The following is a 23,663-nucleotide window of genomic DNA, read 5'->3' on the forward strand; positions in this document are numbered from 1 at the left end:
AAGAGTATCAAACAGAAACAGGAGGGTAGGGTGAATACCGCGGAATTACACCCGATGGCCACAGGACATATTCCGTCCTATGTGACCCAGGCGGACGGAAGCGATTTTCTTTTTACGTTCATGGTTGTTTTTACAATTGTCGTGATTGTGTTGATCGGTGTCGCCTACTTCACCCTCCATTCGATCCCGGAAAAAATCGCGCATGAATCCAACCACCCACAGTTTCAGCTGGTGGGTATTCTGGCATTGTTGGCTTTGTTCACCCATAACGGGCTGTTTTGGGTGGCGGCCATTCTGGTGGCCGGGTTCCAATTTCCTGATTTTGCCGCGCCTTTGCGTGCAATAGCGGATTCCATCCGTTCTCTGGCACCCGAGAACACGCAGCCCCCGGTTGCAGAGGAGCCGTCCGAAATCAATCCTGAAACCGTCCAAGCCGCGCCGCAGGAGCAGTAAGATATGCTTGAAACACTGATGTGCGCGCTGGTCACGGTTCTGCCTGACTATCTGTTCCGCCGGTTTGTGCAGGGCAAACGGATCGGGCATGAGATCACGCTGTTTACCATGTGGTACGAGCTGCGTTGGGGTTTGACGACCTGCGCGATCCTCGCGCTGACCGTAATCACCACGCTGTTCTACTTTCATCCATCCAGCAAAACCGCTGCCTCCTACTTCCGCACGGTTACCATTCTGCCGCAACTGGGTGGCCGCGTTTCGGAAATCTATGTTCAAAACAACGAGCAGGTTGTTGCAGGCCAACCGATATTCCGCATCGAGGATTTCACTCAGACAGCACAGGTCGAAGCCGCACATGCTCAGATCGCGCAGGTTCAGGCATCGCTGAAGGTTGCTCAGACTGATCTGGCGGAGGCTGAGGCTGGGATTGCCGGTGCACGCGCAGCGCTGGATCAGTCTTTGGAGGATCTGGAACGCAATACGACTTTGCGAGATGAAGGCTCCAGCGCCGTACGATTGGCCGAGATTGAACGCCTCGAAAATCTGGTCGAAGAGCGCGAAGCTCAGGTGGTAGCAGCACAATCACGCAGGGCTGCAGTGATTCAACAGATCGAAGAGCTGATCCCCGCACAACTTGCCAGCGCCAATGCAAAGCTGGACGCAGCCCTGACCGAACTCGACAAAACCGTGATCAGTGCAGGAGTAACCGGACGGATTGAGCAGTTCGGTCTGCAAGTTGGGGACTATGTCAGCCCGCTGCTGCGCCCTGCGGGTATTCTTGTGCCGTCATCCTCTGGCCACGACCGGTTTCAGGCTGCATTCACGCAGCTGTCTGCGCAAGTTATCAAACCAGGTATGATTGGTGAATTAGGTTGCATGACCAAACCGTTCACCGTCATTCCGGTCGTGGTGGTCGAAGTGCAGGATGTCATCCCGTCTGGTCAAATTCGACCCAGTGATGAATTGCGGGATGTTCAGGTCAATAAGAATCCTGGATCGATTTTGGTCTATCTTGAGCCACTCTACAAAGGCATGGCAGACGACATTCCACCCGGAAGTAATTGTCTGGCCAACGTCTACACTGACAACCATGAAAAGCTTGAGGATGAGAATCTCGGGTTCTGGGAAAAGGCGTTCCTGCATGTGGTCGACACGATCGGCGTGGTGCACGCTGCCGGATTGCGCCTTCGTTTGATCCTAATGCCGGTCAATACGCTGGTTCTGAGCGGACATTGATGCGAATAGCTTAATTCGTTTGCCCGCTGTGACTTACTCGGGTTTTTCAGAGGAAGCTTTGACAGGCTTCCTCTCCAACGAAGCGTAAGAGTAGGCAAAAACACAGCCAGTGAAAATGGCGATCAGCCAAAACACCATTGGAAACGAGCCGGTGATGGCAAAGGTTGTGCTTGCCAGTGCCATCCCGACTGTTCCGCCGAGCAATTGGAACGTCATGGATATCCCACTGGCCTGACCATGCAGTGCGACTGGAACTGACATCATAACAGCCCGCCGGGGTGGAACGAACAGAAAAGGGGCGCAGCATCCCCAGATCAGAAATGCTGCCATGATCATTTGGCTGTTCCCGACCCGCATACCTAAGGCGACCAGTGCAACTCCGATAGTTCCGCAGCCGACACCGATCAGTGAGGGTGTTCTTGCTCCAAAGCGATCCGCAATCTTTCCCGCCAGTGGTGCAATGAACACCTGCGGAATTGCGACCGGCAACAGTGCCGCACCTGCGGCGAGTGGCGAAAACCCAAGCTTTGATTGAAAGTAGAGAGCGCCGAACACAAACATCACGATCTTTACGAATTGGGCAGTGAATACGATCATGTTCGCCGATGCAAAACTTGGGTTGGTAAACAGGAACACCGCGATCAACGGGTTAGGCGCTGAGCGCTCGATCGGTATGAAAAGAGTTAAGAGAAGAAGTCCCGAGGCTAACGCAATAACGACTTCGGGTTGCGCCCATCCACGGTCCGGGCCTTCCATTATGCCAAAAACGATTGAGGCCAGACCAACGACCAACAAAAGGAAACCTTTCCAATCGAATGCCGGCTCTGGCAACTGTGCAGGATCTCTCCAACAGGCCAAGGCTATCGCGGCCACGATCAGAACGATCGGTGGGTTGACCCAGAATATCCACCGCCACGAAATGTACTCTGTCAATACACCGCCAATCAGCGGACCCATCGACAGGAATATGGTTCCAATCGCCCCATACAAACCAAGCGCCAGACCGCGCTCATGTTCTTCGAATGAACGTATCAGTATCAGCAGGGACAACGGAAATATGAGCGCTGCGCCAAGGCCCTGGATTGCACGCGCCAGCAGTAAATCCAGCCCGCTTTCGGAAAAGCCACCCGCTGCGGAAGCCAGCCCAAAGATCAAAAGACCCGCGCTTAGCAACCAGCGTGCACCGAGAATATCGCCGAGCCGCCCCGCAGCCCCGGCAAAGCAAGCCAGAACCAGAAGATATATGTTGACAGTCCAATGAGATTGAAGCCGGGTCAGGCCCAGATCTTTTTGGATTGTCGGCAGTGCCACGCTGATCACTGTTTCGTCCAACAGGATCACGCCCAGAATGGCCCCCATCGCAGCAAGTAACCACCAACGCGTGTTTCCCTGAGTGTCAGCCACTATAATACCGTCTTGATGAAACCACTGGTTCATACATCAGTTCGATTGCATGGCCATTCGTCAAGGAAATCGTAGCGATAGCAGGTACTGCGTATACTCTCGACAAACGAAAAAGGGCCAGCCAAATGGCCAGCCCCTCAATTGCTACTTGTTAGAGCTTACTGCGGGATTTCGCCTTCCAGCCCTTCAACATAGAAGTTCATACCTGCCAGCGTGCCGTCATCGGCGGTCTCGCCTTCGGCCAGCCAGTCGCTTCCGTCCTGCTTTTTCAGCGGGCCGGTGAAGGGGTGGTATTCACCCGCTGCCATGGCAGCCTTCAGGGCCAGAGCTTCTTCTTTGACATCGGCCGGAACAGCGTCCGAGATCTCGCCGATTGCGACCATGCCTTCCCGGATACCATCCCATGTGTTGGCGCTTTCCCATGTGCCGTCCATTACGGCTTGGGTCCGTGCAATGTAGTAGGGAGCCCAATCGTCAATGATCGAAGACACGCGCGGGAAGGGCGCGTATTCGCTCATGTCGGAGGCCTGGCCAAAGGTGACAACGTTTCCTGCCTCTTGCGCAGCCGCTTGCGGTGCGGTCGAGTCAGTGTGCTGCAGGATCACGTCCGCGCCCTGTTCGATCAGAACGGTGGCGGCGTCAGCCTCTTTCGCCGGGTCGAACCAGGTGTAGGCCCAGACGATCTTGAACTCGACATCCGGGTTTACCTTCTTGGCGTGGACATAGGCCGAGTTGATGCCACGGATCACTTCGGGGATCGGATAGGATCCGATATAGCCGATGATGTTCGACTTTGTCATGTTACCCGCGATGTGGCCCTGAACGGCGCGACCTTCGTAGAAACGTGCCGAGTAAACCGAAACGTTATCGGCAGTTTTATAGCCGGTCGCGTGCTCGAATTTCACGTCCGGGAATTTCTTGGCCACGTTGATGGTCGGGTCCATATAGCCGAACGAGGTGGTGAAGATCAGATCCGCACCTTCCAGCGCCATCTGGGTCATCACGCGTTCCGCATCCGGTCCTTCAGGCACAGATTCAACGAATACGGTTTCGACCTTGTCGCCAAAGTGCTCTTCGACCGCCAGACGACCTTTGTTGTGCTCATAGGTCCAGCCGCCGTCGCCCACCGGGCCGACATAAACGAAACCGACCTTGGTTTTGTCTTCGGCCATGGCGCCTGTCGCCAGACCCAGCGCCATTGCGGCACTTGTCAGAAGTGATGTGAATTTCATTTAGTTACTCCCCAAGTTGGTTCAGTTGGCCCCATCTAGTGCGAGGCATGGAAGGTCCGGCCCAGTGAGGCAGGTGCGCTGCTCTTGTCGGCCGAAAGGATCACAAGCACAAGGATCGTGATGATATAGGGCGACATTGCCAGATACTCGACGGGAATGGCAACGCCTGCTGCCTGTAGATTAAGCTGCAACACCGTGATTCCGCCAAACAAATAAGCACCAAGCAATGCGCGCCAAGGTTTCCAGCTGGCGAACACCACCAACGCCAGGGCGATCCAGCCGACACCGGCGGTCATGCCCTCGGTCCACTGCGGTACTCGGATCAGGCTGATGTAAGCTCCGCCGAGGCCCGCGCAGGCACCGCCGAACAGGATCGCCATGATACGGATCTTGATGACCTTGTAGCCCAAAGCATGCGCCGCATCGTGGTTTTCACCAACCGCGCGCAGGATCAGTCCGACGCGTGTGTACTTGAGCACGGCCCAAACTGCCGCTGTCAGAGCAATGCCGACATAGAGGATCGGATCATGCTGGAACAGGATCGGGCCTATGACAGGAATATCGCTGATCAGCGGGATGTGGATATCACCCATGCTGGGTGGTTTGATGCCCACATAGCTTTGCCCCAAAAGGGCGCTGAAGCCGAGGCCAAACAAGGTCAGCGCAAGTCCGCTTGCCACTTGGTTGGCGAGAGCCACCTGCGTCAGCAGTACAAACAACAGGGACAGTACCGCGCCTCCAATGGCTGCAGCAACAAAACCCAGCCAGGGTGAGCCTGTTTCGACGGAGATCGCAAAGCCGCTGATTGCACCTACAATCATCATGCCTTCGACGCCGAGGTTCAGAACGCCTGCTTTCTCAACGACTAATTCTCCGATCGCGGCCAGCAGCAGGGGGGTCGCGGCCACCATCAGCGAAGCGACCAAGAGTACGGGATTGATTTCACCTAGGTCCATGGGTCACGCCACCTCGCTACGGGCCGCACGAATGCGGTAGTTTGTCAAAAGATCGAATGCCAGCAGGAAGAACAGCAGCATTCCCTGGAACACCTGAATGGCCGCGGCAGGCAGACCCAGCTGAGACTGCGCGATCTCGCCACCGATATAGGTCAGGGCCATCAGGCCACCGGCCAGCAGGATGCCCACTGGGTGCAAGCGGCCCAGAAAGGCCACGATGATCGCGGTAAAGCCGTAGCCCACGTTGAAGTCGATGCTAACAACGCCCGAGGGGCCGGAGACTTCGAACATCCCCGCCAGACCGGCCAGAGCGCCGGACAGACCCAGGCAGAACAGGATCAGTCGGGCCGGATTCACGCCGGCGAATTTCGCTGCTCGAGGCGCTTCACCCGTCAGGCGGATGTGAAAGCCCAGCATGTGCCGGTTCAGCAGGACATAGGCAAAGATCACTGCGATCAGAGCTGTCACGACGCCCCAGTGCATTCCCGACCCGGCGATCAACTCAGCATTATAGGCACTTTCATAGGATTGCAGGTTGCGCGAACCGGGAAAACCGAACCCTTCGGGGTTCTTAAGTAGGCCCAGCGAAACCGAGGCCAGCATCTGCTCGGCCACGTATACCAACATCAGGGACACGAGGATTTCGTTCGTGCCAAAGCGTACTTTCAAAAAGGCCGGGATCATTGCCCACAGCCAGCCGCCAAACGCGCCCGCAATCACCATAATCGGGAAGATATAGAAAGCATCCAGAGGGTAGAATGCCAGACCGGCACCCGCGCCAAAGATGGCGCCCATGATATACTGCCCCTCAGCCCCGATATTCCAGATGCCCGCACGAAAGCCCAGCGATAGACCGATGGCGATAAGCACCAGTGGCGCACCTTTCACCAGCAGCTGCGGGCGATAATAAAAGGCAAACTCACCAAAGAGAGGTTCCCAAAAAATGGTTCCGATGGCCTGCAATGGGTTCTTACCCAGGATGGCGAACAAAAGCCCACCAAACACCATCGTCGCCAGTACCGCTACCAAAGGGGTCGCATAGGACCACGCCTTGGACGGCTGAGGCCGTTTCTCCAACACAATCATCTGCTCATCCCCCCGTTTTTACATTCTTTTTGAGTGTTTTTCCTAGCTTACACATGGGCCACCTCCATGCCATGTGCGCCGCCCATCATCAGGCCGATTTCGTCTACCGTCAGGCCGGTCGTGGGCCGCGGAGCGCTCAGCCGGCCTTCGTTCAGGGCAGCAAAGCTGTCCGAAATCTCCATAAGCTCGTCGAGATCCTGAGAGATGCAGATGACCGCAGTACCTTTTGCGGCCAGATCCAGAATGGCCTGCCGGATTGCGGCAGCAGCGGCGGCGTCCACGCCCCATGTCGGCTGGTTCACAACAAGCACATCGGGGTCTTGCAGCACCTCTCGACCAATCACGAATTTCTGCAGGTTTCCACCCGACAGCGACCTCGCCGCATTCTCAGGTCCGGGTGTCCGAACGTCAAAGGCCTCGATGATTTTCTCAGCAAAATTCTGGGTTTCGGCCCATTTCAGAAACCCTTTGCTTTCCAGCCCTTCCCGCACTGAGCCCGTCAATAAGGCATTTTCAGTGAGGCTCATGTCCGGCGCAGCAGCGTGGCCCAGCCTTTCTTCCGGCGCGGTCAGAACACCAAGCTTGCGGCGGGCCGTGGGCCCCAATTTACCAATCGCCTGCCCGTTGAACTTGATCGCGTCGGCAGTGGTTTGAATCTCACCCGACAATACGCCCAGCAACTCATCCTGTCCGTTGCCGGCGACACCACCGATGCCAAGAACCTCACCCTTGCGAACTGTCATGTGAACGTTCCTCAGCGCGGTCCCGAACTCGGAAGGTGAAGGAACTGACAATCCACTGACATCCAGAGCAACGTCGCCAAACTCGCGCCCTGAACGCTCGGGGGTCTGAAGGGTTGAACCCACCATCATTTCGGCCATGTCACGGGCCGATGTTTCACTCGGAACACATTCGCCAACGTTCTTGCCCAGACGCAGGATCGTGGCGTGGTCGCAAAGCGTACGTATTTCCTCAAGCTTGTGCGAAATATAGAGGATCGACGTACCTTCGGACCGCAGTTTATTCAGTGTCTCAAACAGGATTTCGACCTCTTGTGGAGTCAGAACCGAGGTCGGTTCGTCCATGATCAGCAGCTTGGGATCTTGCAGCAGACAGCGAATGATCTCGACCCGCTGACGCTCACCTGCAGACAGGTCACCGACGGTGCGGTACGGGTCCAGCGGCAGGCCATAAGTTTCCGAAACTTCGCGGATACGCGCGGCCAGATCGCCCATGGCCGGAGGGTTCTCCATCCCCAGTGCGATGTTCTCGGCCACATTCAGCGCGTCGAACAGCGAGAAGTGCTGGAACACCATCGCAATTCCGTCGGCCCGCGCTGCGCGCGGTTCGGGTGGCGCAAAAGGTTGGCCACGCAACAACATTGTACCGCTGTCGGGTTTCACCAGCCCGTAAATCATCTTCACCAGTGTGGATTTGCCGGCACCGTTTTCGCCCAGCAGGGCGTGAACTTCGCCTTCACCGATGTCGAAAGACACCTGATCATTGGCCACGACGCCGGGATAGGCTTTGGTCAGCCCTTGCAAGCTTAGGAGTGGAGTGGTCACGCGCTCAGGTCCTTCTTCAATTCATTCTGCCGGGCAGGGCGCAGGATTTGCGCCGCGACACCAACTGCGATCATCTGCGGGTGTTTACCCAGGGACGGGTCCCCGATTGGGCAGGTGATCCGGCCAATCCGTTCGGGCGTATGCCCCAACGCGGCCAGCCGGGACCGGAATCGCGCCCATTTCGTAGCCGAGCCGATCAGGCCAGCAAAGCGGAAATCATGCAAAAGCAGCCTGTTGCACAGTTCCAGGTCCAAATTGTGTGAATAAGTAAGCACAAGATGCTCGGCATCGCGCGGTGCGTGACGAACCAATTCGGCCGGTTTGGCCGCCGGAACAATGGTCACACAGTTCGGCACCTCATCCGGAAAGCGTTCTGGCCCGGTATCAACCCATGTAATTGCCAGATCAGGCAGGGGCGATAGGACATCGACCAGAGCCCTGCCGACATGACCCGCGCCCCAGATCCAAAGATTGCGCGTGGGTTCGTGAACCGGCTCGATCATCCATCCGTCAATCAGCTGCGGGTCGGGTTTTACACCCTGACCGCGGGCCTGTGCCAGCAAGCGCTTGACCGACAGTGGCATTTCGCCGCCCGAGGCCGAGCGCGCGATGATCGTGTCATTCAGCTGTTCTACCGCCTCAAGGTCAAAGATTTCGCTAAGCAGAGTTACAGCCCCGCCGCAGCACTGACCCATGTCTGGGCCAAGCGCGTGGTGTGTCTGGCGCGCAGGCGCTGTCTGGGACCGCGCCGCCTCGGCCGCCTGAAACTCCAGTGTTCCACCGCCGATCGTGCCTGATTGCCCGTCCTCCCATACAAGCATTGCGGCACCGACTTCGCGAGGGGATGACCCCTTGATGCCGGCGATGACCACCCGGACCACTTTGCCGTGGGTTTTGACCGCCTCCCTCAAAGCCTCTCGATCAAATCCCATCAGATGCCTCCCTTCATCCTTTGGACACCGTGCCAGACCTCTTCGGCCGTGGCGGGTGCATCCAGTGACGGATAACTGTCTCCGCAAGCTGCCACCGCATTCGACAGTGCCAGCCAGGCAGAGATACCCAGCATGAACGGCGGCTCTCCCACCGCTTTTGAGCGATAGATCGTGTCCTCGCGGTTTTCGCCGTCCCACAAGGCGACATTGAAGATGTCCGGCCGGTCCGAGCAGGCAGGAATCTTGTAGGTCGACGGTGCGTGTGTGCGCAGGTTTCCTTTGTCGTCCCAGACCAATTCCTCAGTCGTGAGCCAGCCTGCGCCCTGAACGTATCCACCTTCAACTTGTCCGATATCCAACGCAGGGTTCAGCGACGCGCCTGCGTCATGCAGGATGTCGGTGCGCAGGATGCGGTTCTCACCGGTCAACGTATCGGCTGCGACCTCGGTAACAGATGCACCATAGGCGAAGTAGAAGAACGGACGGCCACGGCCCTTGATCCGGTCCCACTCGATCTTGGGCGTTTTGTAGAATCCCGTAGCCGACAGGCTGATGCGGCCCTGATAGGCCAGCGCGGCAGCTTCGGCGAAGGTATAGCGTTCCTCCCCGATCGCGACGTGGCCATCTGAAAACGTTACTGCCGACGGATCTGCCTGATGCCGTTCGGCCAGATAATCGGCCATCCGGTCTCGGATCGTGTCGCAGGCCGCTTTCACCGCCATACCGTTCAGATCGCTGCCCGAGGATGCCGCAGTCGCCGAAGTGTTGGGCACCTTGGCGGTATCGGTTGCAGTGATCTTAACCATCTCGAGCGGAATGCCAAAGCGTGATGCAGCCACCTGCGCGACTTTCTGGAACAACCCCTGACCCATCTCGGTGCCACCGTGGTTCAGGTGGACAGAGCCGTCTTGATACACATGCACCAGCGCACCAGCCTGGTTCAGGTGGGTCAGCGTGAAGGAAATACCGAACTTTACCGGGGAGAAGGCGATACCCTTCTTGATCACTCTGTTCTCGGCGTTCCATTTCTCGATGGCGGCCTTACGCGCTGCATAGTCGCTGGTTTTCAGCAGCTTCTCGGTCATACCGTGCAGTACGAAGTCGCTGACTTCCATGCCGTAAGGGGTGGTGTTACCGCCTGCAGGCAGGGGACGCACGGGGGCGTCTCCCAACTCAACAGCACCGCGGCTGGTCAGGTCTTCGTGTGGATCGGGGTGGCCCAGAGGTTTTTCCGTAGGAACAGGGTCGGCAACCGCATGAGCCGGTTCGTAGTAGTTCCGGCGGCGCAGCTCGACCGGGTCGAGCCCCAATTCATAGGCTGCGTGGTCCATAACGCGTTCGATACCAACCATACCCTGCGGGCCGCCAAAGCCACGATAAGCGGTGGCGGATTGGGTGTTGGTTTTCAGCCGGTGGCTTTCAATCCGTGCATTCGGCAACAGATAGGCGTTGTCCGAATGCAGCATCGCACGGTCCGCGACGGGTAAGGACAAGTCCTGCGCCCAGCCGCAGATCGCGTAGTGGTGGAAGGACACGCCTTGAATGTGGCCGTTCTCATCGAACCCGGCCTTGTACGCGATGCGGAACGCGTGGCGCTTGCCGGTGATGATCATGTCATCGTCGCGGTCATAGCGCATCTTGCAGGCCTTACCTGTGGCTCGGGCGGCCACAGCACAGGATACAGCCAATGCGTTGCCCTGACTTTCCTTACCGCCAAAACCACCGCCCATGCGACGAGTCTCAACACGTACGGCATGCATGGGAACGCCCAGTGCATCCGCCACTTTGTGCTGGATCTCGGTCGGGTGCTGGGTTGAGCTATGCACCAGCATATCCGCGCCCTCATTCGGCACTGCCAGCGCGGCTTGTCCTTCCAGATAGAAATGCTCCTGCCCGCCGACCTCGAACGTGCCTTCGATGACACGCGCGGACCCGGCAATAGCTGCATCGGCGTCACCTTTGGCGTAGATGCGAGGGCCATCCTCGAACCTACTGTCTGCGGCCAGCGCTTCTTCGACTGTCAGGATAGGGGTTTCTTCGGCATACTCTATGTTGCCCAACCGGGCAGCCTTGCGCGCGGCCAGATGGCTGGTGGCGATCACAAGGAAAACGGGCTGTCCGATGTAGTGAATCGAACCATCCGACAGCAGCGGCTCGTCATGGATCGACGGAGAGACGTCGTTTGCAAAGGGCAGGTCGTCGGCGGTCATGACCATGACGACCCCATCGGCAGCTTTTACGGCTGACAGATCCATCGACGTAATCGTGCCATTGGCAATCGGGCTTAAGCCAAAGGCCAGATGCAGCGAGCCTTTTGGTGTTGGAATGTCATCGACATAGCGCGCAGTGCCGGAGACATGCAGCGGCGCCGCGTCATGTGGGAGGGGTTTAGTCACGCTCATGCCGACACCTCCAAAACGTTTGTGACTTCACCCTGATCTTCGAGGAAGTACCTCTCAAGCATCGCTTTTGCGGCCTCCAATCGGTAGTTGGCCGAGGCGCGCATATCTGTCATCGGCGTGAAGTCATTTGCGAAGGCCGGGATTGCGGCTTGAACGGTCTCGCGCGTCCAGGACTTGCCAGTCAGCGCTGTTTCGACATTCGAGGCGCGCTTCGGAATGCCAGCCATGCCGCCGAATGCGATACGCGCATCAGCGACCATGCCATCCGTTACTGTGATGTAGAAACACCCGCACACGGCCGAGATGTCCTGGTCGAACCGTTTGCTGAGTTTGTAGGCTTTCAGGCGATCCTCCTGGCGCGGGAAGCTCACCGCTTCCACAAATTCGCCCGGCGCGCGGTCTTGCTTGCCGTAATCGATGAAGAACTCTTCCAACGGGATCGACCGACGCGCGTCACCCTTTCGCAGATGCAGCGTTGCACCCAAGGCAATCAGGGCGGGCGGGTTGTCTCCGATGGGCGAGCCGTTAGCGATGTTGCCACCGACCGTGGCCGCGTGGCGTACTTGTACACTGGCGTAACGACGGATCATTTCAGCGTAGGAAGGGTGCAGGTCGGCCAGCGCTTCGCCCATACGGTTCATGTCGACCATGGCACCAAAGCGGATTTCGTCATCCGTGATGGTGATCTCTTTCAGATCATCGCAACGGTTCAGGAATATCACCGGGTCGAGATCCCGAAGTTGCTTTGTGACCCAAAGCCCAACATCTGTTGCGCCGGCAACCAGTGTAGCGTCCGGATGCTTGGCATAAACAGTCGCCAGTTCATCCGTTGATCCAGGCAGCATCGGCGATGTCACCCGTGTTGCTACTGGCTTGTCTTTAACCCAAACCGGGACCGGTTGAGCCTCGGCGGCCTCGGCCGCTCGTATGATCGGTGCATAACCTGTGCACCGGCACAGGTTTCCGGCAAGCTGCGTATCGTGATCCTTGGCACCATTGGCGTGGCTTGCAACCATCGACATGACGAAGCCGGGGGTACAGAAGCCGCATTGCGATCCGTGCAGATCCACCATTGCTTGCTGAACAGGATGCGTCTCGCCATCCGGTCCGCTGGCTCCTTCGACGGTGCGCACCGCCTTGCCGTGTAGCTGAGGCAGGAACAGGATACAGGAATTCAGCGCTTTGTGGCCGCCCTCATCCGTGACCATGACGGTGCAGGCCCCGCAATCGCCTTCGTTGCAGCCTTCCTTGGTGCCGGTCAGGCCGCGATCTTCGCGCAGCCAATCCAGCAAGGTCGCCGTCGGATCAACATCCGCCAGCTCCACAGTCTCTCCGTTCAGAAGAAACGTGATATTCATGAGTGAAACCCGTCGCCTTACCCGGTTGCGCCCTTGGGTGCTCTCCTTCGATGCGACGTAGAAAGAGTAGCGGGCGAATAGCTTGCCGTCAGATGTTAGAAACAGCGCAGGTTGTCTGGCAAGAAAAACTACCTATGTGATACACCATTGGGCACTGACGCTGCGTGATTGTGCTGTTCGTTTAATAAGCACATGATTGAAACTAAAGCGCTTTTTGCCTTTGGTTGCTGCTGAACTCCGAAGCACCTTCTGGAAAATCCGAATAATCAACGCTGATTTTTAAGGCATTCCAAAGCGACGGTTCCTGCTTTTGCCCCGTGTCGGACTGAGATAGCGTGGCGGTTATGAGCAGTACTCCTCGATTCATTCACCTCCGCGTTCACACAGAATATTCCCTTTTGGAAGGCGCCGTGCGGCTGAAAAAGCTGCCCGGCTTGTGTGAAAAGATGGATATGCCCGCCGTCGCGGTAACCGACACCAACAGTATGTTCTCGGCGTTGGAGTTTTCGGTGACGGCCAGCGGGGCCGGGGTGCAACCGATCATGGGCTGTCAGGTCGATCTGACCTATGTGCAGGCGCAACCGGGGGAAAAGCCCAAAGCGCCAGCGCCGCTGGTCCTGCTTGCGCAGTCCGAGATTGGATATGAGAACCTGATGAAGCTCAGCTCTTGCCTTTATGTGGATAAGGGCGGGCAGTTGCCGCAGGTTACCTTGGAAGAATTGGCCGAGCGGTCTGATGGCCTGATCTGTCTGACCGGTGGGCCGGATGGTCCGGTTGGTATTCTTTTGCAGCAGGGTCAGCGCCCGGCAGCTGAGGCTTTGGTGGACCGTCTGGCGGCGATGTTCCCTGATCGATTGTACATAGAATTGCAGCGCCATCCCGGTGAGGGCGGTCAGCCCGAAGCGGAACGCCTGACCGAGCGCGGTCATGTCGAGATGGCTTATGCCAAGACTCTGCCGTTGGTTGCCACCAATGACGTCTATTTTCCGACCTCAGATATGTATGAGGCCCATGATGCGCTGATCTGTATCTCGGAAGGGGCTTATGTCGATCAGCAGGAAGGACGCCGTCGCCTGACTGCGCAGCACTATTTCAAGTCGCAGCAAGAAATGGTGACCCTGTTCGCCGACCTGCCCGAAGCGATTGAGAATACGGTAGAGATCGCCAAACGCTGCGCTTTCATGGCTTATCGCCGTGATCCGATCCTTCCGAAATTCGCAGATGACGAGGTGGCCGAGTTGCGGCGTATCGCCAACGAAGGTCTGCAGAAACGCCTGGCTGTGATCCCGCATGCGGTGACGCCCGAGGAATATCAGGAGCGGCTGGATTTCGAGCTCGACATCATCGAAGGCATGGGGTTCCCGGGTTACTTCCTGATCGTTGCGGACTTTATCCAATGGGCCAAGGACGAGGATATCCCGGTCGGGCCGGGGCGTGGTTCGGGTGCGGGCTCGCTGGTGGCCTATGCGCTGACGATCACCGACCTTGATCCGCTGCGGTATTCGTTGCTGTTCGAACGCTTCCTGAACCCGGAACGCGTCTCGATGCCGGACTTCGACATCGACTTCTGCATGGACCGCCGGGAAGAAGTGATCCGCTATGTTCAACAGAAATACGGGCGCGACAAGGTAGGGCAGATCATCACCTTTGGTGCGTTGCTGTCCAAGGCCGCCGTGCGCGATATCGGGCGGGTTTTGCAGATGCCGTACGGGCAGGTCGACCGCCTGTCCAAGATGATCCCGGTTGAGGGAGTTAAACCTGTCTCGATCGAAAAGGCACTGAAAGATGAACCTCGCCTGCGCGAAGAAGCGCGAAACGAAGAGGTCGTCGATCGTCTGTTGACCTATGGCCAGCAGGTCGAGGGGCTATTGCGGAACGCATCGACCCACGCTGCGGGGGTAGTGATTGGGGACCGCCCGCTTGATGCTCTGGTGCCGCTGTATCAGGACCCGCGGTCTGATATGCCTGCGACTCAGTTCAATATGAAGTGGGTCGAACAGGCCGGGCTGGTGAAGTTCGACTTTCTGGGCCTGAAGACGCTGACCGTGATCCAGAACGCGATGGATCTGATCTTTAAATCTGATCGCCCGTTGCATATCGCCGCTGATGGTACTGAACTTTATGAACCCGCGGAGGGAGCCGAGAACCAGATCAACGCTATCCCACTGGATGATGAGGCGACGTACAAGCTCTATTCGGCTGCCAAGACAGTAGCTGTGTTCCAGGTGGAATCCTCGGGTATGATGGATGCGCTCAAGCGCATGAAGCCTACCTGTATCGAGGATATCGTGGCCCTCGTCGCGCTATACCGTCCGGGCCCGATGGAGAACATCCCGACCTATTGCGAGGTCAAGAACGGGCTGCGGAAAATTGAATCCGTCCACCCGCTGATCGACTACATCCTTGAGGAAACCCAAGGCATCATCGTTTATCAGGAACAGGTGATGCAGATCGCGCAGGTCATGGCAGGCTATAGCCTCGGCGGCGCTGACTTGCTGCGCCGTGCGATGGGTAAAAAGATCAAAGAGGCGATGGATGCCGAGCGCCCCAAATTCGAAAAGGGTGCGGGTGAAAACGGTGTCGACGCCAAGAAGGCATCTGAGGTCTTCGACCTGCTCGAGAAATTCGCCAACTACGGCTTCAACAAATCCCACGCAGCGGCCTATGCGGTCGTCAGCTACCAGACCGGCTGGCTAAAGGCGAACCACCCGGTCGAGTTCATGGCCGGTGTCATGAACTGCGATATTCACCTGACCGATAAGCTGGCCATCTATTTCGAAGAAGTCCGCAAAGGGCTGGAATTGCCCTATGTGCCACCCTGTGTGAATCGCTCTCTTGCGACATTCGATGTGGTCGATGGGCACCTGGTCTACGCGCTGGGCGCGCTCAAGAACGTGGGTGTCGAGGCAATGAACCTTGTCGTCGAAGGGCGCGGTGATAAGCCCTTCGTGAACCTGTTCGACTTTGCTCGCCGGGTTGACTTGAAGAAAGTCGGGAAACGCCCGCTGGAGATGTTGGCGAGAGCCGGGGCCTTTGACGAGCTTGATAAAAACCGTCGCCGCGTATTCGAAAGCCTCGATCCGCTGGTCCAATACTCGGCAGCAATCCATGATCAGAAGAACTCGAACCAGGTATCCTTGTTCGGTGAAGCTGGCGATGATCTGCCCGAACCGCGTCTGTCTCCTTCACCAGATTGGCTGCCTGCTGAACGTCTGAGTGAAGAATTCAAAGCTATCGGCTTTTACCTCTCCGGGCACCCATTGGACGATTATATGCCAGCGCTTAAGCGCAAGCAGGTTCTGACGCTGGACGAGGTGATGGAAAAGGCACGCTCGGGCCCATTGATCGCCAAGATGGCCGGGGTTGTGGCCGGAAGGCAGGAGCGTAAATCCGCACGCGGCAACAGATTTGCTTTTGCTCAGCTTTCAGATCCCACCGGGGCCTATGAGGTCACCTTGTTTTCGGAGACGCTGGAGAAAAGCCGCGAGTTTCTGGAAACTGGCGAGCAGGTGGTTCTGACCGCCGAGGCGACGATGGAAGCCGATCAACTGAAACTTTTGGGTCGGTCAGTAGGGCCAGTAGACTCGGTTGTGGCCGAAGCAGGTGCGACCGGATTGCGTATCTTTGTTGACGAGGCTGGCGTCCTGCCCACGGTTGCCAAGGTTTTGGAAGATGCAGCCAATGCCGCCAAAGGGACTTCAAAGGGGCCAATTCAGCTTTGCCTCCTTGACCCGGGGCTGCCCGGAGATGTCGAGATGGATCTGGGGCAGAGCTTTCCCATCAACCCGCAAATCAAAGGTGCCATCAAATCGCTGGACGGCGTTATGTCGGTCGAGGAAATCTGAACAGTCATTGGTTTGTTGCCAGAGGGTTAGCGCACGGTTAGGCTGAACGTATAAGTAATTCATTGGGTCACGTCATAGGAGGGCACCCAGATGACGATTGCTGGTACTGGATTCAGATTTTTCACTATCGCTGCGGCAACCTCGCTGATTTTGGCATCTGCGACCGCAGGATATGCGGACAACAAAAAGAAAAAGAATACAATTGAAGGCGCCCTGATTGGCGCAGGTGTTGGGGCGCTGGTCGGCGATGGCAAAGGTGCAGCGATCGGCGGTGTCGCTGGGGCCATTATCGGACATAACTGGAAGTGATTGCGATGCGGTTAAGTAAACTCAGAATGTCCGCTTTCGCCGTGATCTTTGCGGGTCCCAGTGTGGCAATGGCCGATGATGCAGCAGATCAGATGGTGCAGGATGCATTGCCCCTGATGCACTATACGTGCGCCTCGATTGCTGAAGAGGCGGATGGCGACGAAGAATTTGTAGTGGCGGTTGTTCAGAAGATGACGGCTTTGTCGCTCTACAATCGTCAGGTCAATATCGAAGATCATGCGACCACGGATGAAGAAAAAGCACAGTTGCGTGAAGCATTCATAGCCGCGCTGTCGGATGGATGCGCCGCAGACAAAAATGCCCTGTTGGGTGGAGTGGTCGACAACGCGGTGAAAACAACGCTGGGGTTTTGAACCGTCAGTAGTGAGGCGGGCGTTCGTCTCCGATGACAACGCCGCCTGACCCTTCCTGTGCCCGTTCAGCCTCGCGCTGCAGCAGCATTTCGACGCGACGGGTCAGGCGATCGATTTCGTCTTGTTGGCGTGTGACGACCGTGTTCAGCTCTTCGACCGTGCGGGTCAGATGGGCGATCTGTTCTTCCAGATGCTGCATTCGGGGCTCCTGTATCTGGGCCGGTCATAGCGGCCCTGCAATCTCATGACCAGAGAAACCATGCCCTGCGACAGAGGCTTGGCTTGCCCCGATCAGGGCCATGGGATAGACCGCGCGCGGAACATAAACCTCCCAAGGACGCCCCAAAATGGCCAAGCCCAAGAAACAGCCCCGCCCCAAGGCAATCACGCCGAAAGGGTTCCGCGACTATTTCGGCTCGGAAGTCTCGCAGCGCACTGAGATGCTGCGGACCATTGCTGGCGTCTATCATCGATACGGTTTTGATGCGCTGGAAAGCAGCGCTGTGGAAACCGTCGAAGCGCTGGGCAAGTTCCTTCCAGACGTAGATCGCCCGAATGAGGGGGTCTTTGCATGGCAGGAAGTTGACGAAAACGACAAGGGCGACTGGATGGCCCTGCGCTATGACCTGACCGCACCACTGGCGCGGGTCTATGCGCAGCACCGCAACGATCTGCCGACGCCTTATCGCCGCTATGCGATGGGGCCGGTCTGGCGCAACGAAAAGCCCGGACCAGGTCGCTACCGCCAGTTCTATCAGTGCGATGCCGATACGGTGGGTACGGCCTCGATGGCCGCGGACGCCGAGATTTGCGCGATGCTGTCTGATACGTTGGAGACCGTCGGCATTCCGCGTGGCGACTATCTGGTGCGCGTCAACAACCGCAAAGTTCTGAATGGCGTGCTTGAGGCGATGGGCCTTGGCGATGACCTTGCCGCTCGTGACAATGTCCTGCGCACCATCGACAAGTTCGACAAGGTGGGCGAGCAGGGTGTGCGTGAGTTGCTGACCAAAGGCCGTTTGGACGCATCGGGTGCGTTTATTGACGGAGTTGGCCTAAGCGACGATCAGGCAGAGCCGGTGATTGCTTTCCTGACCTCGAAGGCGGCGGATACCGCTGGAACGCTGGCCAATCTGCGTGCCGCTGTGGGTAATAGCAAGATCGGCGTGGACGGAATTGCCGAGTTGGAGCAGATCGGCGCACTGCTCGATGCAGGTGGGTACGGATCGGACCGGATCGAGATCGATCCATCCGTCGTGCGTGGTCTGGGCTACTATACCGGTCCGGTTTACGAGGCTGAACTGACCTTCGAGATTTTTGACGAGAAAGGCCGCAAGCGGCAGTTTGGGTCAGTCTCGGGCGGTGGACGTTATGACGATCTGGTCAAGCGGTTCACCGGACAGGAAGTTCCAGCGACGGGTATTTCTATCGGCGTCGACCGTCTGCTGGCCGCCCTGCGTGAGAAGGGCAGGATCGCCGCGAAAGCGACCGGTCCGGTGGTCGTTACCGTAATGGATCGCGATCGGATGGCGGATTATCAGGCGATGGTGGCCGAGCTGCGTAACGCGGGTATTCGGGCCGAGGTCTACTTGGGTAACCCCAAGAACTTTGGCAATCAGCTGAAATATGCGGACAAGCGGAACTCTCCGATTGCGGTGATCGAAGGCGGTGATGAAAAGGCCAATGGCATCGTGCAAATCAAGGATCTGATCCTGGGCGCGAAGATTGCCGAAAGCGCCACGCTGGAGGAATGGAAAGAACGCCCCAGCCAGTTCGAAGTGCCACGTGGTAATCTGGTCGCCAAAGTGCGTGAAATTCTGGACAGTCAGGACTGATCCATGGCCAACCGTTCTCAGATACAGGCCCGCGCCGCGATGATGCGTGTCCGGTTCGAGGCTGCTGGCGCGCAGGTTGTCGATACGCCTTTGCTGCAACCGGCGGAAACGCTGCTTGATCTCTACGGCGAGGATATCCGTGCCCGAGCGTATGTGACCTCAGACGCTCTGCGGGGCGAACAGATGCTGCGTCCCGACTTTACGCTGCCCGTTGTGCAGATGCACATGATGGATGGGGCCGAGCCTGCACGATATACCTATTCCGGTGAAGTGTTTCGCCGTCAGGAGCATGATCCGGACCGGGCCAACGAGTACATTCAGGTCGGGTATGAGGTCTTTGACCGCGATGATCCCGCAGGGGCAGACGCTGAGGTCTTTTCTCTCTTTGCTCTGCAATTGCGCGGTTTGCCTTTGCGCGCAGCTACCGGGGACATTGGTATTCTGATCGCTGCGGTACAGGGCCTGCGCACGACTGACCGTCGTAAGTCCGCTCTGATGCGGCACTTGTGGCGACCCCGCCGTTTCCGCATTCTGCTGGATCGATTTGCTGGACGTAAGCCTGAACCGGAATTGCGCAACGAATTGCTGTCGGCGGCTAACCCTATGGCTTTCGAGGCCCCGATGATCGGAAAACGACGTGCATCAGAGATTGAGGCACGCATCGAAGCGTTACGCGAAGATCGGGACACGCCACCCATTTCCGATAACGAACTTGCGGGCCTTGAGTCGCTGTTAACCGTGCGCGAGACAATGCCTTTTGCGCTTGAGCAATTGCGCGATGTGGCCGTCGATCTTCCTCAGATCACACCAGCCCTGGACCGGTTGGAGACGCGGATCGCTTCACTGCAGGCGCGCGGTGTCGATGTAGAAAAGTTGGATTTCGAGGCTGCCTATGGGCGTACATCGATGGAGTACTATGACGGGTTTGTCTTTGGCTTCTACGCCGAGGGTCGACCTGATCTGCCTCCTATCGCCACAGGTGGACGATATGACGCCCTGACCCGGCAACTGGGTAACGGCGCGGAAATACCTGCGGTTGGTGGTGTGCTGAGACCGGACCTGATGCTCGAGATCGAGGAGGCGGCACAATGAGCCTGAAACTGGGTGTGCCCTCGAAGGGCCGGTTGATGGAAAAAACCTTCTCATGGTTTGAAAAACGCGGGATTATTCTGTCCCGCAGCGGGTCTGACCGCGAGTATGCCGGCAAAGTCGAAGGGATAGACGGTGTCTCGCTGATCCTGCTTTCCGCTGGTGAAATCCCGCGCGAGCTAGCGGCGGGGCGCATCCACATGGGTGTAACGGGTACCGATCTGGTGCACGAAAAACTGCCCCGATGGGAGCAGCAAGTCGAAGAAGTATCCCTTTTGGGCTTCGGTCAGGCTGACCTGATCATTGCCACCCCAGCCTGTTGGGTGGATGTCGATACGCTGGATGATCTGGATGGCGCTGCGGCTGCATTTCGTCGAACCCACGGGCACCGGCTGCGCATTGCAACAAAGTATCACAGGCTGGTGCGGGAATTCCTGACCGATGCAGGGGTGGCCGACTACACATTGGTGGATAGTCAGGGGGCAACGGAAGGCACGGTAGTCAACGAAACTGCCGAGGCCATCGCTGACATCACCTCAACCGGTGAAACGTTACGGGCCAATCACCTGAAGATCTTGTCTGATGGTTTGATTCTGAAGTCGCAGGCGACCCTGTGGCGCAGCCGAGAAGCCAGCTATAGCCCGGCTGATAAAGCGATACTGTCTGAGTTGATGGATCGGCTGAGCTGATCTTAAAGGACGCCGATCTCAGCCAGCGCTCGGTTCAGATCTTCGGGCAGAGCATCATCCTGCGACTTGCCTTTGGGCAGGTCTGCGGGGGTATCTTCGGGCTTTAAATAGCGCCAACCCTGAAACGGTCGTTTCTGGGCGTTTTGGGTGCGATGCACTTCGGGTTCCAACACGATAGCGCAACGGCGAATGCCGTCGTCGCCGATAACCTCATCCAGCCTCAGGATACGCTGGCGGCATTGCACGACGCCTTTGATCACCCAATAGATCGACCCGCCCTTCAGAATCTCTGCCTCGCGCTTGGGCCACATACGGGTGACATGGCGGGGCAAGCCGTCCTCGAACCGCTGGCGGTAGGTATCCTGCCACGCGATCAGGGTGTCGACGCTTTCCGATCCGACCGATAGTTTTATGAGATTTACGTACTTATCCACAGCTTTCCCACAGAGTCGTCCCTAGGCCCACCTTTATATTGTAGCTCATGTGCGATTGTCATCAAGCTGTTGTGGTCGGGCGTTGAAATGGTCTAATCTGGGTGCCTCTTTCAAGACAGGGAATCACCAATGAGCCGCTTTGCCGCCCCCATCGCCGAGCAGATCTGGGACATGAAATACCGCTTTAAACAGGCGGATGGCACACCCATTGACCAGACGGTCGAGGATTCGTGGCGTCGCATCGCGCGCGATCTGGCTCAGGTCGAAAATGATCCCGCACATTGGGAGCAGAAGTTTTTCGAGGCTCTGGAAGATTTCAAATATCTTCCTGCAGGGCGTATCACCGCCGGAGCGGGGACCGCCCGGCGCGTTACCCTGTTCAACTGCTTTGTCATGGGGACGGTTCCGGACAGCATGGGCGGCATCTTTGACATGTTGAAAGAGGCCGCATTGACGATGCAGCAGGGCGGCGGAATCGGTTACGATTTCTCAACCATTCGTCCGCGCGGCGCGGATGTGCATGGCGTGGCCGCTGATGCCTCGGGGCCGCTGTCGTTCATGGATGTCTGGGACGCCATGTGCCGCACGATCATGTCGGCTGGTTCGCGCCGAGGTGCGATGATGGCGACCATGCGCTGCGACCACCCGGATATCGAACATTTCATTACCGCCAAATCCGACCCAGCCCGCCTGCGTATGTTCAATATGTCGGTGCTGGTTACCGATGCTTTTATGGAGGCAGTCAAGGCTGACGGCCCATGGGAGCTGGTTTTCGGCGATAAGGTCTATCACACCGTTCAGGCGCGTGATCTTTGGAACAAGATCATGCAGGCAACCTACGATTATGCCGAGCCGGGTGTAATCTTCATTGATCGCATCAATCAGGCCAACAACCTGAGCTATGTCGAGACAATCGCGGCAACAAACCCCTGCGGTGAGCAACCTTTGCCGCCCTATGGTGCCTGCCTGTTGGGTTCGGTTAATCTGGCACGTCTGGTTGCAGATCCGTTCGAAAAAGACGCCCATCTTGATGAGGCGGCTATGCAAGAGCTGGTCGCAACCGCAGTTCGGATGATGGACAACGTCGTGGATGCGTCGAAGTTCCCGCTGCCGGAGCAAGCAGCTGAAGCTCAGGCTAAGCGCCGGATCGGTCTGGGTGTCACCGGGCTGGCAGATGCCTTGCTGATGCTGGGCCTGCGCTATGGCTCGGACGAAGCGGCGCAACAGACCGAGCGCTGGCTGCACGCAATCGCCCGCGCCGCTTATCTGGCGTCAGTAGATTTGGCCAAGGAAAAGGGCGCCTTCCCCCTGTTTGACGCTGAGAAGTATCTGGACAGCGGCACGATGCTGCAGATGGATGACGACGTGCGCGATGCGATCCGCAAGCAGGGCATTCGCAACGCCTTGCTAACATCAATCGCGCCAACCGGGACGATCTCGCTCTATGCCGGGAACGTGTCGTCTGGGATCGAACCTGTCTTTGCTTATGCCTATACCCGCAAGGTTCTGCAGAAAGATGGCTCACGTACCGAAGAAGAGGTCGTGGATTATGCGGTTCAGATGTGGCGTGACAAGTTTGGGGATGTCGAACTGCCGGACTACTTCGTCAACGCGCAAACGCTGTCTCCATCTGATCACGTCAAGATGCAGGCCGCTGCACAGAAGTGGATCGACAGTTCGATCTCCAAGACCATCAACTGCCCTGAAGATATCAGCTTTGACGCGTTCAAAGACGTTTACATGCAAGCATGGGATCTGGGCTGCAAGGGTTGCACCACCTATCGACCAAATGATGTGACGGGTTCTGTTCTGACGGTTTCTGAAAGCTCGGACAAAGTGCCCGGCGAAAGCGCGGATGCGCCTCAAGAAGTTGATGGTGGCGATGTCATCTACATGTCCGAGCCACTGGATCGACCACAATCGCTTGAGGGGTCGACATATAAACTGAAATGGCCCGATAGCGAGCATGCGATCTATCTGACCATCAATGACATCGTGATAGGCGGGCGTCGCAGACCATTCGAGGTTTTCATCAACTCGAAGAACATGGAGCACTATGCTTGGACGCTGGCCCTGACGCGTATGATCTCGGCAGTGTTCCGTCGTGGTGGTGACGTGTCATTTGTGGTTGAGGAACTGAAAGCGGTGTTCGACCCGCGTGGTGGTGCCTGGGTTCAGGGCAAGTACATCCCATCAATTCTGGCCGCAATTGGTGGCGTGATTGAACAGCACATGGTCGCCATCGGCTTTCTCGAAGGAGAGGGGATGGGGCTGAAATCCGATCCGCAGGCGCAGGTTGTCAACATGGATGCTCCGCGTGGCAAGGCATGCCCATCCTGCGGACAATACGACATGGTCATGATCGAAGGGTGCATGACTTGCCGAAGCTGTGGTCACTCCAAGTGCGGCTGACCATCAGCCTGATTTGAATGTTGTGGTGCGTCAGGTGACACGGCCATTATGG

General features: G+C 57.4%; 19 protein-coding genes. 9 read left to right on the plus strand and 10 right to left on the minus strand.

What is annotated here, in order from left to right; translation table 11 throughout:
* The first annotated feature begins 54 nt into the window (after positions 1–54).
* Both ACR0IO_RS18775 and ACR0IO_RS18780 read left to right on the plus strand, forming a co-directional pair.
* Positions 55–453, plus strand: a complete 399-nt coding sequence (locus ACR0IO_RS18775) for a hypothetical protein (protein ID WP_155148219.1) — start codon at positions 55–57, stop codon at positions 451–453.
* A 3-nt stretch (positions 454–456) separates the two neighbouring features.
* Complete coding sequence (locus ACR0IO_RS18780; protein WP_155148061.1) at positions 457–1,689, plus strand: HlyD family secretion protein; 1,233 nt, start codon at positions 457–459, stop codon at positions 1,687–1,689.
* A 33-nt stretch (positions 1,690–1,722) separates the two neighbouring features.
* On the opposite strand, the gene ACR0IO_RS18785 is transcribed toward ACR0IO_RS18780, so the two are convergent.
* The 8 genes from ACR0IO_RS18785 to xdhA form a co-directional block, all read right to left on the minus strand.
* Positions 1,723–3,126: an MFS transporter gene (locus tag ACR0IO_RS18785; protein ID WP_480743614.1), complete on the minus strand. Its 1,404-nt coding sequence runs from the start codon at positions 3,124–3,126 to the stop codon at positions 1,723–1,725.
* A 125-nt stretch (positions 3,127–3,251) separates the two neighbouring features.
* Positions 3,252–4,325: a BMP family ABC transporter substrate-binding protein gene (locus ACR0IO_RS18790; RefSeq protein WP_155148066.1), complete on the minus strand. Its 1,074-nt coding sequence runs from the start codon at positions 4,323–4,325 to the stop codon at positions 3,252–3,254.
* A gap of 35 nt (positions 4,326–4,360) precedes the next feature.
* Complete coding sequence (locus tag ACR0IO_RS18795; RefSeq protein ID WP_155148068.1) at positions 4,361–5,281, minus strand: ABC transporter permease; 921 nt, start codon at positions 5,279–5,281, stop codon at positions 4,361–4,363.
* A 3-nt stretch (positions 5,282–5,284) separates the two neighbouring features.
* Complete coding sequence (locus ACR0IO_RS18800) at positions 5,285–6,367, minus strand: ABC transporter permease (RefSeq protein WP_155148070.1); 1,083 nt, start codon at positions 6,365–6,367, stop codon at positions 5,285–5,287.
* 47 nt (positions 6,368–6,414) lie between these two features.
* Positions 6,415–7,932 carry an ABC transporter ATP-binding protein gene (locus ACR0IO_RS18805; protein ID WP_368669821.1) on the minus strand — a complete coding sequence of 506 codons (1,518 nt, stop codon included), beginning with the start codon at positions 7,930–7,932 and terminating at the stop codon, positions 6,415–6,417.
* On the minus strand, positions 7,929–8,864 hold the full coding sequence (gene xdhC / locus ACR0IO_RS18810; RefSeq protein WP_480743618.1) for a xanthine dehydrogenase accessory protein XdhC: 936 nt from the start codon (positions 8,862–8,864) through the stop codon (positions 7,929–7,931). Before xdhC ends, ACR0IO_RS18805 begins: the two co-directional genes overlap by 4 nt.
* Positions 8,864–11,266, minus strand: a complete 2,403-nt coding sequence (gene xdhB, locus ACR0IO_RS18815; RefSeq protein WP_480743620.1) for a xanthine dehydrogenase molybdopterin binding subunit — start codon at positions 11,264–11,266, stop codon at positions 8,864–8,866. Before xdhB ends, xdhC begins: the two co-directional genes overlap by 1 nt.
* Positions 11,263–12,624, minus strand: a complete 1,362-nt coding sequence (xdhA, locus tag ACR0IO_RS18820; protein ID WP_480743622.1) for a xanthine dehydrogenase small subunit — start codon at positions 12,622–12,624, stop codon at positions 11,263–11,265. The genes xdhB and xdhA overlap by 4 nt, the downstream gene beginning before the upstream one ends.
* 344 nt (positions 12,625–12,968) lie before the next feature.
* Here xdhA and dnaE point away from each other — a divergent pair, with 344 nt between their 5' ends.
* The 3 genes from dnaE (at position 12,969) to ACR0IO_RS18835 (ending at position 17,152) form a co-directional block, all read left to right on the plus strand.
* The gene (dnaE, locus tag ACR0IO_RS18825; RefSeq protein WP_480743624.1) at positions 12,969–16,469 is read left to right on the plus strand and encodes a DNA polymerase III subunit alpha; all 3,501 of its coding nucleotides are present in this window, start codon (positions 12,969–12,971) and stop codon (positions 16,467–16,469) included.
* 90 nt (positions 16,470–16,559) lie between these two features.
* Positions 16,560–16,778: a hypothetical protein gene (locus ACR0IO_RS18830; RefSeq protein ID WP_155148081.1), complete on the plus strand. Its 219-nt coding sequence runs from the start codon at positions 16,560–16,562 to the stop codon at positions 16,776–16,778.
* A 26-nt stretch (positions 16,779–16,804) separates the two neighbouring features.
* Positions 16,805–17,152 carry a hypothetical protein gene (locus ACR0IO_RS18835; RefSeq protein ID WP_480743627.1) on the plus strand — a complete coding sequence of 116 codons (348 nt, stop codon included), beginning with the start codon at positions 16,805–16,807 and terminating at the stop codon, positions 17,150–17,152.
* A gap of 4 nt (positions 17,153–17,156) precedes the next feature.
* Here the strand turns inward: ACR0IO_RS18835 and ACR0IO_RS18840 are convergent, their stop codons facing one another.
* The gene (locus tag ACR0IO_RS18840; RefSeq protein WP_155148085.1) at positions 17,157–17,351 is read right to left on the minus strand and encodes a SlyX family protein; all 195 of its coding nucleotides are present in this window, start codon (positions 17,349–17,351) and stop codon (positions 17,157–17,159) included.
* Positions 17,352–17,499: 148 nt separating this feature from the next.
* Between ACR0IO_RS18840 and hisS the strand changes: the two genes are divergently transcribed.
* Genes hisS through hisG form a run of 3 tightly spaced genes read left to right on the plus strand, consistent with a single transcriptional unit; the run spans position 17,500 to position 20,765 of the window.
* Entirely contained in the window at positions 17,500–18,987 is a 1,488-nt protein-coding gene (hisS, locus tag ACR0IO_RS18845; RefSeq protein WP_480743629.1) for a histidine--tRNA ligase, read from the plus strand.
* A 3-nt stretch (positions 18,988–18,990) separates the two neighbouring features.
* Entirely contained in the window at positions 18,991–20,079 is a 1,089-nt protein-coding gene (locus ACR0IO_RS18850) for an ATP phosphoribosyltransferase regulatory subunit (RefSeq protein ID WP_480743631.1), read from the plus strand.
* Positions 20,076–20,765: an ATP phosphoribosyltransferase gene (gene hisG / locus ACR0IO_RS18855; RefSeq protein ID WP_480743633.1), complete on the plus strand. Its 690-nt coding sequence runs from the start codon at positions 20,076–20,078 to the stop codon at positions 20,763–20,765. Before ACR0IO_RS18850 ends, hisG begins: the two co-directional genes overlap by 4 nt.
* Positions 20,766–20,767: 2 nt before the next feature.
* Here the strand turns inward: hisG and ACR0IO_RS18860 are convergent, their stop codons facing one another.
* A complete protein-coding gene (locus ACR0IO_RS18860) occupies positions 20,768–21,199 on the minus strand; it encodes a DUF1489 family protein (protein ID WP_170335446.1) in 432 nt (143 codons plus the stop codon).
* A gap of 129 nt (positions 21,200–21,328) precedes the next feature.
* Between ACR0IO_RS18860 and ACR0IO_RS18865 the strand changes: the two genes are divergently transcribed.
* On the plus strand, positions 21,329–23,611 hold the full coding sequence (locus ACR0IO_RS18865) for an adenosylcobalamin-dependent ribonucleoside-diphosphate reductase (protein WP_480743635.1): 2,283 nt from the start codon (positions 21,329–21,331) through the stop codon (positions 23,609–23,611).
* Positions 23,612–23,663: the final 52 nt, after the last annotated feature.

The sequence above is a fragment of the Ruegeria sp. CE12 genome (assembly GCF_056537525.1).